General features: G+C 54.5%; 6 protein-coding genes, 1 tRNA gene and 3 rRNA genes. 8 read left to right on the forward strand and 2 right to left on the reverse strand.

Annotation, left to right across the window (positions count from 1 at the left end):
* Positions 1-51: 51 nt before the first annotated feature.
* Together fadA and fadB are read right to left on the reverse strand one after the other, a co-directional pair.
* Entirely contained in the window at positions 52-1,215 is a 1,164-nt protein-coding gene (gene fadA, locus PAT9B_RS00975) for an acetyl-CoA C-acyltransferase FadA (protein ID WP_013507388.1), read from the reverse strand.
* 10 nt (positions 1,216-1,225) lie between these two features.
* Complete coding sequence (gene fadB / locus PAT9B_RS00980; RefSeq protein ID WP_013507389.1) at positions 1,226-3,409, reverse strand: fatty acid oxidation complex subunit alpha FadB; 2,184 nt, start codon at positions 3,407-3,409, stop codon at positions 1,226-1,228.
* 187 nt (positions 3,410-3,596) lie between these two features.
* Here fadB and pepQ point away from each other — a divergent pair, with 187 nt between their 5' ends.
* The 8 genes from pepQ (at position 3,597) to rrf (ending at position 13,121) form a co-directional block, all read left to right on the forward strand.
* The gene (gene pepQ, locus PAT9B_RS00985) at positions 3,597-4,928 is read left to right on the forward strand and encodes a Xaa-Pro dipeptidase (RefSeq protein WP_013507390.1); all 1,332 of its coding nucleotides are present in this window, start codon (positions 3,597-3,599) and stop codon (positions 4,926-4,928) included.
* Complete coding sequence (locus PAT9B_RS00990) at positions 4,928-5,560, forward strand: IMPACT family protein (protein ID WP_013507391.1); 633 nt, start codon at positions 4,928-4,930, stop codon at positions 5,558-5,560. Before pepQ ends, PAT9B_RS00990 begins: the two co-directional genes overlap by 1 nt.
* A 14-nt stretch (positions 5,561-5,574) precedes the next feature.
* Positions 5,575-7,026, forward strand: coding sequence for a Trk system potassium transporter TrkH (gene trkH, locus PAT9B_RS00995; RefSeq protein ID WP_013507392.1), 1,452 nt, complete (start codon positions 5,575-5,577; stop codon positions 7,024-7,026).
* A gap of 17 nt (positions 7,027-7,043) precedes the next feature.
* On the forward strand, positions 7,044-7,580 hold the full coding sequence (gene hemG / locus PAT9B_RS01000) for a menaquinone-dependent protoporphyrinogen IX dehydrogenase (RefSeq protein WP_013507393.1): 537 nt from the start codon (positions 7,044-7,046) through the stop codon (positions 7,578-7,580).
* A 381-nt stretch (positions 7,581-7,961) separates the two neighbouring features.
* Positions 7,962-9,503 (forward strand): 16S ribosomal RNA (locus PAT9B_RS01005).
* Positions 9,504-9,593: 90 nt separating this feature from the next.
* Positions 9,594-9,668 (forward strand) — tRNA-Glu (locus PAT9B_RS01010).
* Between the two features lie 214 nt (positions 9,669-9,882).
* Positions 9,883-12,784, forward strand: a 23S ribosomal RNA gene (locus PAT9B_RS01015).
* 221 nt (positions 12,785-13,005) lie between these two features.
* A 5S ribosomal RNA gene (rrf, locus tag PAT9B_RS01020) occupies positions 13,006-13,121 on the forward strand.
* The 16S, 23S and 5S rRNA genes sit together here with 1 tRNA gene alongside, the layout of an rRNA operon.
* The last annotated feature ends 126 nt before the right edge of the window (positions 13,122-13,247 follow it).

The following is a 13,247-nucleotide window of genomic DNA, read 5'->3' on the forward strand; positions in this document are numbered from 1 at the left end:
GCAAAAAAAGCCCGCCCGTAAGGGCGGGAAATCATGCAGGTGGTCAACGTATTACAGACGCTCAAATACGGTGGCAATGCCCTGACCTAAACCGATACACATGGTTGCCAGGCCAAACTGCGCATCACGGCGCTCCATCAGATTCAGCAACGTGGTACTGATACGCGCACCGGAACATCCCAGCGGATGACCGAGCGCAATCGCGCCACCATTCAGATTGACCTTCTCGTCCATCAACTCCAGCAAACCCAGGTCTTTCAGGCACGGTAGCGTCTGGGCAGCAAAGGCTTCATTCAGTTCAAACAGATCAATATCCTGCACGGTTAAACCAGCACGCTTCAGCGCCAGCTTACTGGCCGGGACCGGGCCGTATCCCATAATTGACGGATCGCAACCCACCACCGCCATGCTGCGAATACGTGCGCGTGGCGTCAGGCCCAGCTCGCGCGCCCGGCTTTCGCTCATGATCAGCATGGCGGCCGCACCGTCGGAAAGCGCCGAGGAGCTACCCGCAGTTACGGTGCCGTTGACCGGGTCAAAGGCTGGTTTCAGCGCCGCCAACCCTTCCAGACTGGCGTCTTCGCGGATGACCTCATCGGCATCATAGCGTTTCAGCACGCCATCAGCGTCGTGGCCATAGGTGGGGATAATTTCGCGTTTGAAATCACCACGCTGGGTGGCCTGCCAGGCGCGCTGGTGTGAACGCAACGCAAAGGCATCCTGCTGTTCGCGGCTGATATGGTGCATGCGCGCCAGCATTTCGGCGGTCAGGCCCATCATGCCCGCCGCTTTGGCGACCGTGCGGCTCAGACCGGGATGGAAATCCACACCGTGATTCATCGGCACGTGGCCCATATGCTCCACGCCGCCAATCAGGCAACTTTGCGCGTCGCCGACCATAATGGCACGGGCAGCATCGTGCAGCGCCTGCATCGATGAACCACATAAGCGGTTAACGGTGCTGGCAGGGACACGATGCGGGATTTCTGCCAGCAGCGCGGCATTACGGGCGATGTTGAAACCTTGCTCCAGCGTTTGCTGTACGCAGCCCCAGATGATGTCATCCAGCGAGGCAGGATCAAGCGCCGGGTTGCGGCTCAGCAGTTCACGCATCAGGTGAGCAGAGAGATCTTCCGCGCGTACCTGGCGAAATGCACCACCTTTGGAACGGCCCATTGGCGTGCGGGCGGCATCGATAATAACGACATTTTCCATTTTATTATCCTCAGGCACTTTGCAGCGCGGCTTCATCAATCGGTTGAGCTGCGGGATACCAGCTTTGATGCTGATGGGCTTTCTGTAGCAGCAGCTCCGGCAGCGCATACAGCGGACCGAGCACGGTGTAGCGTTTAGCCTGATCAACCACTGTGCTGTTGCCGAGCGTATCCATATAACGGCAGGCACCCCCACGGAACGGCGGGAAGCCGAGGCCGTATATCAGCGCCATATCCGCTTCGGCCGGGGAAGCGATAATCTTCTCTTCCAGACAGCGCACCACTTCGTTCAGCATGGGCAGCATCATGCGGTTAGCAATCTCTTCATCGCTGAAGACGCGCTTCGGCTGGCAAACGTGCTGTAGCAGCGTGTCCACTTCGGTATCGGCCTGTTTCTGCGCTTTACCTTTTTTATCTTCGGTCCAGCGCCAGAATCCGAGGCCATTTTTCTGCCCATAGCGTCCGGCTTCGTACAGTACGTCGATGGCGTCGCGATAATCTTTCTGCATCCGGGAGGGGAAACCCTGTGCCATCACCTGCTGGGCGTGATGAGCGGTATCGATCCCTACTACATCCAGCAACCATGCCGGTCCCATCGGCCAGCCAAACTGTTTCTCCATCACTTTGTCGATCTGGCGGAAATCGGCACCGTCACGTAACAGCAGGCTGAAGGCCGCGAAGTAAGGGAACAGCACGCGGTTAACAAAGAAGCCGGGGCAGTCATTGACCACAATCGGCGTTTTGCCCATCTTGCTGGCCCAGGCGACGACTTTACCGAGCGTTTCTTCGGACGTTTTTTCGCCGCGAATCACTTCAACCAGCGGCATACGCGGCACCGGGTTGAAGAAGTGCATGCCGCAGAAATTTTCCGGTCGTTGCAGCGACTGCGCCAGCAGGCTGATCGGAATGGTCGAGGTGTTGGAGGCCAGGATGGCGTCGTCGCGCAGATGCTGCTCGGTTTCGGCCAGCACTTTGGCTTTGATCTGGGGGTTTTCCACTACCGCTTCCACCACCACATCCGCACGTTCAAATCCGGCGTAGTCCAGCGTTGGCTGGATGGTGGTCAGCACGCTGGCCAGTTTCGCGCCATCAATTTTGCCGCGTTCCAGTTGCTTGTTCAGCAGCTTACTGGCTTCTTTCATGCCGAGCGCCAGCGCTTGTGGATTGATATCTTTCATCTGCACCGGCACGCCTTTCCATGCCGACTGATACGCAATACCGCCGCCCATGATGCCCGCCCCCAATACTGCTGCCTGCGTTGGGGTCGCTGTGGCATTGCCGCGTTTTTTCGCCACGCCTTTAACATATTGATCATTAAGGAAGATACCAACCAGCGCCCGTGCTACATCACTTTGCGCTAACGGCACAAACGCCGCCGTCTCCAGTTGCAAGGCATCATCGCGCCCCAGACCTGCTGCGGCTTCAATGGTTTTCACTGCAGTGATCGGGGCCGGGTAATGTTTGCCCGCCGTTTGTAGCACCATACTTTTGGCGATGGTGAAACTCATTGCTGCTTCAATCGGGCTGAGTTTGAGCGGGGCCAGTTTCGGAGCGCGACGTGCCTGCCAGCTGCCCTGCACCATGGCATCCTGTAACACGGTTAACGCCGCGCTGCGCAGTTTGTCGCTGCTGACGACGGCATCGACCAGGCCCAGTTTCAGGGCGCTGTTGCCATCGACATCTTTACCTGCGGCGATAATCTCCAGTGCGCTGTCGGCACCCAGCAGGCGTGGTAAACGCACACTGCCGCCGAAGCCCGGCATGATGCCCAGTTTGGTTTCCGGCAGGCCAATACGCAGTTGCGGCGTTGCGATGCGGAAGTCGGTTGCCAATACGCACTCACAGCCGCCGCCCAGCGCATAACCATCGATAGCGGAAACAGTAGGGACGGGCAGATCTTCCAGACGATTAAAAATACTGTTGGCGAAGGCCAGCCACTGGCTCAGTTTCTCCACCGGTGCATCAAACAGGGAAAGAAATTCGGTGATGTCGGCCCCGACAATAAACGCCGGCTTGGCTGAGGTGAGCAGCAGGCCGCGCAGCGCGGGTTGTTGCTCCAGTACACCCAGCGCCTCACCCAGTGAGGCAACGGTTTTGGTATCGAGTTTATTCACCGAACCGGGCGCGTCGAAAACCAGCTCGGCGATGCCATCGTCGAGCCAGCGAACAGAAAGGGTATCGCCTTGGTAGAGCATGTCCGTCTCCTGAAACCGCGAAAGTTGATCTGGTCATACCAGATGATCGAGAGTGTGGGTTCCATGTTAATTTTTTGCAAACGAGAGTTTGCTTATTTGATACAGCGATCACAGCGTGCAGGGGCACGGCATCACGAACGCGGCTATGCTACACTGCGGCCATTTTCGCGATATTGGAGACAAGTTCATGGATTCACTGAAAAGCCTGTATCATGCGCATATCAATACGCTGCAACAGCGTGCGCAGCAGGTGCTGGCGCGTTTTAAACTCGATGCCATGCTGATTCATTCTGGCGAGCTGCTGACCGTGTTCCTCGACGATCACGACTACCCGTTTAAGGTTAACCCGCAGTTCAAAGCCTGGGTGCCGGTGACGCAGGTGCCTAACTGCTGGTTATGGATCGACGGCGTGAATAAACCGAAACTGTGGTTCTATTCGCCGGTGGACTACTGGCACAACGTGGAGCCGCTGCCAAACAGCTTTTGGACCGGTGACGTTGAGGTTATCGGTCTGAAAAATGCTGATGAAATTGCACAGCTACTTCCGGCCCAGCGCGACAATGTGGCCTATATCGGGCCTGTACCGACGCGTGCCACTCAGTTGGGTATCAAGGCAGATAGCATCAACCCGCAAGGGGTAATTGATTTCCTGCATTACCATCGCAGCATCAAAACCGATTATGAACTGGCCTGTATGCGTGAAGCGCAGAAGCTGGCGGTGGCGGGACACCGTGCCGCCAAAGAAGCCTTCTTCTCTGGCATGAGCGAGTTCGATATCAATATCGCCTACCTGAGCGCGACCGGCCACCGTGATATCGATGTGCCTTACGGCAACATCATCGCGTTGAATGAACATGCCGCCGTGCTGCATTACACCAAACTGGATCATCAGCCGCCCGCGAAACGCCACAGCTTTTTGATTGATGCCGGTGCCGAGTACCTGGGTTATGCAGCCGATCTGACGCGCAGTTATGCCGGGCAGACGAAATCGCGCTATGCCGAGATGGTCGAGACGATGAACAAAGAGGAACTGGCGTTGATCGCTACCCTCAAGGCGGGCGTGCGTTATACCGATTATCATCTACAGATGCATCAACGTATTGCGCGTATGCTGCTGAAGTTTGAACTGGTGAAAGGACTGAGCGAAGAGACGCTGGTAGCGGAAGACTTAACCGGGCCGTTTATGCCGCATGGCCTGGGTCACCCACTGGGCCTTCAGGTGCATGACGTGGCCGGTTTTATGCAGGATGATAACGGTACGCATCTGGCCGCTCCGGCACAGTATCCGTATCTGCGCTGCACCCGCGTGCTTGAACCAGGCATGGTGATGACCATCGAACCGGGCTTCTACATTATCGATTCACTGCTGGCCACCCTGCGTACTGGTAAGTACCAGGCGCACTTTGACTGGCAGGCGATTGATGCGCTGAAGCCGTATGGCGGTATTCGCATTGAGGATAACGTGGTCATCCACGCCAACCGGATTGAAAACATGACGCGCGATCTGCATCTGGCCTGATGGACGCTTATGACATTCCCGCTGAGGCGGTTAGCCTCAGCGAGGAAACCATCAAAAAAAGCCGCTTTATCACGCTGTTGGCACACACCGACGGCGTCGAAGCGGCGCGCGCCTTTGTTCAGCAGGTCAAAGCTGAACACCCGACGGCACGGCATCATTGTTGGGCATGGGTGGCGGGCGCGCCCGATGATTCGCAGCAGTTGGGTTTTTCTGATGATGGGGAACCCTCGGGTACGGCGGGAAAACCGATGCTGGCGCAGCTGATGGGCAGCGGTGTCGGTGAAATCACCGCAGTGGTAGTGCGGTATTACGGTGGCATCATGCTGGGCACCGGCGGGCTGGTGAAAGCCTATGGCGGCGGGGTGCAGCAGGGATTAAAACAGCTGGTGCGTTGTCGTAAGGTGCCGATGCAATCTTTTACCCTGCAATGCGACTATGCGCAGCTCAGCGATATTGAGCGCCTGTTGCAGCGTTTTGACGGCAAGGTCGAAGAGAGCCATTATCTGGATCGCATTACGCTGCGCCTGGCATTACCGCATAGTCAGATCGATGGCTTTCGGCAAAACCTCTCTGATTACAGTCGGGGCGTGCTGACGCTCATCCCGCTGGAAAATTCAAGCATATCTCTTTGAAAGGAAAAGGCTGAATGCATTTTCGCGCCATTACCCGCATTGTGGGCCTGCTGGTGATTTTGTTCTCAGTAACCATGATCCTGCCTGGTCTGGTGGCCTTAATTTATCGTGACGGTGCCGGACGGGCGTTCAGTCAGACCTTTATGATGGCCATCGTCATTGGTTCACTGCTGTGGTGGCCAAACCGCAAACAGAAAACCGAGCTGAAGCCGCGTGAAGGTTTTTTGATTGTGGTGCTGTTCTGGACCGTGCTGGGCAGTGTGGGGGCGATGCCGTTTATGTTTGCCGAGCAGCCACACCTGTCAGTGACCGACGCGTTCTTTGAATCCTTTTCCGGTTTAACCACCACCGGTGCGACAACGCTGGTGGGGCTGGATTCGTTACCCAAAGCGATTCTGTTCTATCGTCAGATGCTGCAATGGCTGGGGGGGATGGGGATCATCGTACTGGCGGTGGCGATTCTGCCGATCCTCGGGGTGGGTGGGATGCAGTTGTATCGTGCGGAAATGCCCGGCCCCCTGAAAGATAACAAAATGCGCCCGCGTATTGCAGAGACGGCTAAAACCCTGTGGCTGATCTATGTTCTGCTGACCGTGGCCTGTGCTGTGGCGCTGTGGCTGGCGGGGATGCCGGTGTTCGACGCTATCGGCCATAGTTTTTCTACCATCGCCATCGGTGGCTTCTCGACGCATGATGCCAGCATTGGTTACTTCAACAGCCCGACGATCAATACCATCGTCGCGATATTTCTGCTGATCTCAGGCTGTAACTACGGTTTGCACTTCTCTTTATTAAGCGGCCGTAGCCTGAAAGTGTACTGGCGCGATCCTGAGTTCCGCATGTTTATTGGTGTGCAGCTGACGCTGGTGGTGATTTGCACCGTGGTGCTGTGGTTCCATGACGTTTATTCCAGTGGCTTACAAACCCTGAACCAGGCCTTTTTCCAGGTGGTCTCCATGGCCACCACCGCCGGATTCACCACGGACAGCATTGCCCGTTGGCCGCTGTTCTTGCCGGTGCTGTTGTTGTGTTCCGCCTTTATCGGTGGCTGTGCGGGGTCTACCGGCGGTGGTCTGAAGGTCATTCGTATTCTGTTGCTGTGCAAACAAGGCTCTCGTGAGCTGAAGCGTCTTGTGCATCCCAATGCGGTTTACACTATTAAGTTAGGCAACCGTGCGTTACCGGAGCGTATTCTGGAAGCGGTATGGGGCTTCTTCTCTGCTTATGCGCTGGTGTTCCTGGTGAGCATGCTGGCAATCATCGCCACCGGTGTGGATGACTTCTCTGCCTTTGCTGCTGTTGCCGCGACCCTCAATAACCTCGGACCGGGATTAGGGGTGGTCGCCGATAACTTTGCTTCGATGAATGATGTGGCGAAGTGGATTTTGATTTCGACCATGTTGTTTGGCCGCCTTGAGGTGTTTACTTTGCTGGTTCTCTTCACCCCGACCTTCTGGCGCGAGTGAAAACACGGGATAGTGTAATGAAAGCGTTGATTGTTTATTCCAGCCGTGACGGGCAAACCCAGAAAATTGCCGGACGCATTGCGCAAAGTCTGGCACCGCAGCAGTTGTGTGATGTGATTGAGATATCACAGGCAGCGACGCTTGACTGGGCGCAGTATGATCGGGTGCTGATTGGTGCGTCGATCCGCTATGGCCATTTTCATCCGGCATTAATGAAGTTTGTTACTCAGCACCGGGCAGAGTTGCAGCAGCGTGTCAGTGGTTTCTTTAGTGTGAACCTGACGGCACGCAAAGCCGATAAATGTACGCCGGAAACCAATGCTTATACGCATAAGTTTCTGGCCCAGTCTCCCTGGCAGCCTGACTGCTGTGCGGTGTTTGCCGGAGCGCTGCGTTATCCGCGCTATCGCTGGTTCGATCGCATCATGATTCAGTTGATTATGCGTATGACGGGTGGGGAAACGGATACATCAAAAGAAGTGGAATACACCGATTGGCAAAAAGTCGCGCTTTTTGCCCAGGATTTTGTGCAGTTACCAGGCAAATCGTTGTGAAATAAGCCACTTTGGTGAAATTTAGGCCGAACGATAATTTTTTTGCAATAAACGCTTGTCAGTCAGAATTATCTCCCTATAATGCGCCTCCACTGACACGGCAAAGCGGTAACGCAGACGGTCAGCGAGGGACGAAGTGATTCATCCCGCCAGAGAAAATCGCTGAAAAAAGTGATTGACTCTGAAGGAGGAAAGCGTAATATACGCCACCTCGCGACAGACGGTTAACCCGCTGCTCGCACTGCTCTTTAACAATTTATCAGACAATCTGTGTGGGCACTCGCAGGATTGATATCAAAAGTCTACGGACTTAAAAAATATCAAGTCTCAAGAGTGAACACGTAATTCATTACGAAGTTTAATTCTTTGAGCATCAAACTTAAATTGAAGAGTTTGATCATGGCTCAGATTGAACGCTGGCGGCAGGCCTAACACATGCAAGTCGAACGGTAGCACAGAGGAGCTTGCTCCTTGGGTGACGAGTGGCGGACGGGTGAGTAATGTCTGGGGATCTGCCCGATGGAGGGGGATAACTACTGGAAACGGTAGCTAATACCGCATAACGTCGCAAGACCAAAGTGGGGGACCTTCGGGCCTCACACCATCGGATGAACCCAGATGGGATTAGCTAGTAGGTGGGGTAACGGCTCACCTAGGCGACGATCCCTAGCTGGTCTGAGAGGATGACCAGCCACACTGGAACTGAGACACGGTCCAGACTCCTACGGGAGGCAGCAGTGGGGAATATTGCACAATGGGCGCAAGCCTGATGCAGCCATGCCGCGTGTATGAAGAAGGCCTTCGGGTTGTAAAGTACTTTCAGCGGGGAGGAAGGTGTTGGAGTTAATAACTTCAGCAATTGACGTTACCCGCAGAAGAAGCACCGGCTAACTCCGTGCCAGCAGCCGCGGTAATACGGAGGGTGCAAGCGTTAATCGGAATTACTGGGCGTAAAGCGCACGCAGGCGGTCTGTCAAGTCGGATGTGAAATCCCCGGGCTTAACCTGGGAACTGCATTCGAAACTGGCAGGCTAGAGTCTTGTAGAGGGGGGTAGAATTCCAGGTGTAGCGGTGAAATGCGTAGAGATCTGGAGGAATACCGGTGGCGAAGGCGGCCCCCTGGACAGAGACTGACGCTCAGGTGCGAAAGCGTGGGGAGCAAACAGGATTAGATACCCTGGTAGTCCACGCTGTAAACGATGTCGACTTGGAGGTTGTGCCCTTGAGGCGTGGCTTCCGGAGCTAACGCGTTAAGTCGACCGCCTGGGGAGTACGGCCGCAAGGTTAAAACTCAAATGAATTGACGGGGGCCCGCACAAGCGGTGGAGCATGTGGTTTAATTCGATGCAACGCGAAGAACCTTACCTGGCCTTGACATCCAGAGAACTTAGCAGAGATGCTTTGGTGCCTTCGGGAACTCTGAGACAGGTGCTGCATGGCTGTCGTCAGCTCGTGTTGTGAAATGTTGGGTTAAGTCCCGCAACGAGCGCAACCCTTATCCTTTGTTGCCAGCGATTCGGTCGGGAACTCAAAGGAGACTGCCGGTGATAAACCGGAGGAAGGTGGGGATGACGTCAAGTCATCATGGCCCTTACGGCCAGGGCTACACACGTGCTACAATGGCGCATACAAAGAGAAGCGACCTCGCGAGAGCAAGCGGACCTCATAAAGTGCGTCGTAGTCCGGATTGGAGTCTGCAACTCGACTCCATGAAGTCGGAATCGCTAGTAATCGTAGATCAGAATGCTACGGTGAATACGTTCCCGGGCCTTGTACACACCGCCCGTCACACCATGGGAGTGGGTTGCAAAAGAAGTAGGTAGCTTAACCTTCGGGAGGGCGCTTACCACTTTGTGATTCATGACTGGGGTGAAGTCGTAACAAGGTAACCGTAGGGGAACCTGCGGTTGGATCACCTCCTTACCTGAAGATACCTTCCTTCGAAGTGCTCACACAGATTGTCTGATGAAAACGTAATGAGCAAGACGGCTGCGAAGTCGTGACACTTCATGTGTCCCCTTCGTCTAGCGGTTAGGACTCCGCCCTTTCACGGCGGCAACAGGGGTTCGAATCCCCTAGGGGACGCCACTTGCTTGGTGACAGGTGAAAGGTGTCGCTGCTCAGTATCTCAAAACTGGCTTACGAGTCATGTTTGAGATATTTGCTCTTTAACAATCCGGAACAAGCTGAAAATTTGAAACGACACGTTGTTTCATTTCTCCGTAATAAGAAATGAAAGCGATGTGTTCGAGTCTCTCAAATGCTTGCAGTCTGCATGCGTGAAAACGTCTGTGGGTTGTGAGGTTAAGCGACTAAGCGTACACGGTGGATGCCCTGGCAGTCAGAGGCGATGAAGGACGTGCTAATCTGCGAAAAGCGTCGGTAAGGTGATATGAACCGCTACAGCCGACGATGTCCGAATGGGGAAACCCAGTGCACTTGTGCACTATCGTTAACTGAATACATAGGTTAACGAGGCGAACCGGGGGAACTGAAACATCTAAGTACCCCGAGGAAAAGAAATCAACCGAGATTCCCCCAGTAGCGGCGAGCGAACGGGGAACAGCCCAGAACCTGAATCAGTTTGTGTGTCAGTGGAAGCGTCTGGAAAGTCGCAGGGTACAGGGTGATACTCCCGTACACGAAGATACACTTGCTGTGAGTTCGATGAGTAGGGCGGGACACGTGGTATCCTGTCTGAATATGGGGGGACCATCCTCCAAGGCTAAATACTCCTGACTGACCGATAGTGAACCAGTACCGTGAGGGAAAGGCGAAAAGAACCCCGGCGAGGGGAGTGAAACAGAACCTGAAACCGTGTACGTACAAGCAGTGGGAGCCTACTTGTTAGGTGACTGCGTACCTTTTGTATAATGGGTCAGCGACTTATATTCTGTAGCAAGGTTAACCGTATAGGGGAGCCGCAGGGAAACCGAGTCTTAACTGGGCGTTAAGTTGCAGGGTATAGACCCGAAACCCGGTGATCTAGCCATGGGCAGGTTGAAGGTTGGGTAACACTAACTGGAGGACCGAACCGACTAATGTTGAAAAATTAGCGGATGACTTGTGGCTGGGGGTGAAAGGCCAATCAAACCGGGAGATAGCTGGTTCTCCCCGAAAGCTATTTAGGTAGCGCCTCGTGAATTCATCTCCGGGGGTAGAGCACTGTTTCGGCTAGGGGGCCATCCCGGCTTACCAACCCGATGCAAACTGCGAATACCGGAGAATGTTATCACGGGAGACACACGGCGGGTGCTAACGTCCGTCGTGAAGAGGGAAACAACCCAGACCGCCAGCTAAGGTCCCAAAGTCATGGTTAAGTGGGAAACGATGTGGGAAGGCCCAGACAGCCAGGATGTTGGCTTAGAAGCAGCCATCATTTAAAGAAAGCGTAATAGCTCACTGGTCGAGTCGGCCTGCGCGGAAGATGTAACGGGGCTAAACCATGCACCGAAGCTGCGGCAGCGACACTATGTGTTGTTGGGTAGGGGAGCGTTCTGTAAGCCGTTGAAGGTGGACTGTGAGGTCTGCTGGAGGTATCAGAAGTGCGAATGCTGACATAAGTAACGATAAAGCGGGTGAAAAGCCCGCTCGCCGGAAGACCAAGGGTTCCTGTCCAACGTTAATCGGGGCAGGGTGAGTCGACCCCTAAGGCGAGGCTGAAAAGCGTAGTCGATGGGAAACAGGTTAATATTCCTGTACTTGGTGTTACTGCGAAGGGGGGACGGAGAAGGCTAGGTTATCCGGGCGACGGTTGTCCCGGTTTAAGCGTGTAGGCATGTGTACCAGGCAAATCCGGTGCGCTTTATGCTGAGGCGTGATGACGAGCCACTACGGTGGTGAAGTAACTGATGCCCTGCTTCCAGGAAAAGCCTCTAAGCTCCAGGTAACACGAAATCGTACCCCAAACCGACACAGGTGGTCAGGTAGAGAATACCAAGGCGCTTGAGAGAACTCGGGTGAAGGAACTAGGCAAAATGGTGCCGTAACTTCGGGAGAAGGCACGCTGGCATTAGGTGAAGGGACTTGCTCCCGGAGCTGAAGCCAGTCGAAGATACCAGCTGGCTGCAACTGTTTATTAAAAACACAGCACTGTGCAAACACGAAAGTGGACGTATACGGTGTGACGCCTGCCCGGTGCCGGAAGGTTAATTGATGGGGTTATCCGTAAGGAGAAGCTCTTGATCGAAGCCCCGGTAAACGGCGGCCGTAACTATAACGGTCCTAAGGTAGCGAAATTCCTTGTCGGGTAAGTTCCGACCTGCACGAATGGCGTAATGATGGCCAGGCTGTCTCCACCCGAGACTCAGTGAAATTGAAATCGCTGTGAAGATGCAGTGTACCCGCGGCAAGACGGAAAGACCCCGTGAACCTTTACTATAGCTTGACACTGAACATTGAGCCTTGATGTGTAGGATAGGTGGGAGGCTTTGAAGCGTGGACGCCAGTCTGCGTGGAGCCAACCTTGAAATACCACCCTTTAATGTTTGATGTTCTAACGTAGGCCCGTAATCCGGGCTGCGGACAGTGTCTGGTGGGTAGTTTGACTGGGGCGGTCTCCTCCCAAAGTGTAACGGAGGAGCACGAAGGTTGGCTAATCCTGGTCGGACATCAGGAGGTTAGTGCAATGGCATAAGCCAGCTTGACTGCGAGAGTGACGGCTCGAGCAGGTGCGAAAGCAGGTCATAGTGATCCGGTGGTTCTGAATGGAAGGGCCATCGCTCAACGGATAAAAGGTACTCCGGGGATAACAGGCTGATACCGCCCAAGAGTTCATATCGACGGCGGTGTTTGGCACCTCGATGTCGGCTCATCACATCCTGGGGCTGAAGTAGGTCCCAAGGGTACGGCTGTTCGCCGTTTAAAGTGGTACGCGAGCTGGGTTTAGAACGTCGTGAGACAGTTCGGTCCCTATCTGCCGTGGGCGCTGGAGAATTGAGGGGGGTTGCTCCTAGTACGAGAGGACCGGAGTGAACGCACCACTGGTGTTCGGGTTGTCATGCCAATGGCATTGCCCGGTAGCTAAGTGCGGAAAAGATAAGTGCTGAAAGCATCTAAGCACGAAACTTGCCCCGAGATGAGTTCTCCCTGACTCCTTGAGGGTCCTGAAGGGACGTTGAAGACGACGACGTTGATAGGCCGGATGTGTAAGTGCAGCGATGCATTGAGCTAACCGGTACTAATGACCCGTGAGGCTTAACCTTACAACGCCAGAGGCGTTTTGGTTGAGAGACGCAAAGAATTTTCAGCATTGTTCAAACGGATTACGTTGTGTCCTCGGAGTCAAGTCCGAAGGATTTTGCGCTGAAGCAAGGCGGCAAATGAGACGATACGAAGGAGCATACATGAGTATGTGACGGAGTAGCGCGAATGCAGCCAACGCAGCAGCAGTGCAAAAGACACAGGACAGAGCACAAAGAATTTGCCTGGCGGCTGTAGCGCGGTGGTCCCACCTGACCCCATGCCGAACTCAGAAGTGAAACGCCGTAGCGCCGATGGTAGTGTGGGGTCTCCCCATGCGAGAGTAGGGAACTGCCAGGCATCAAATAAGTAAAAAAGCCCTGAACTTTCGTTCAGGGCTTTTTTACGTCTGCAAAAATCAAAAAAACGTCCCGATCCGACTGACGGCGATGATTTTACGTTTGAGAATCGTCTTGCTGATGATGA

Source organism: Pantoea sp. At-9b (assembly GCF_000175935.2).
Taxonomy (GTDB): Bacteria; Pseudomonadota; Gammaproteobacteria; order Enterobacterales; family Enterobacteriaceae; genus Pantoea.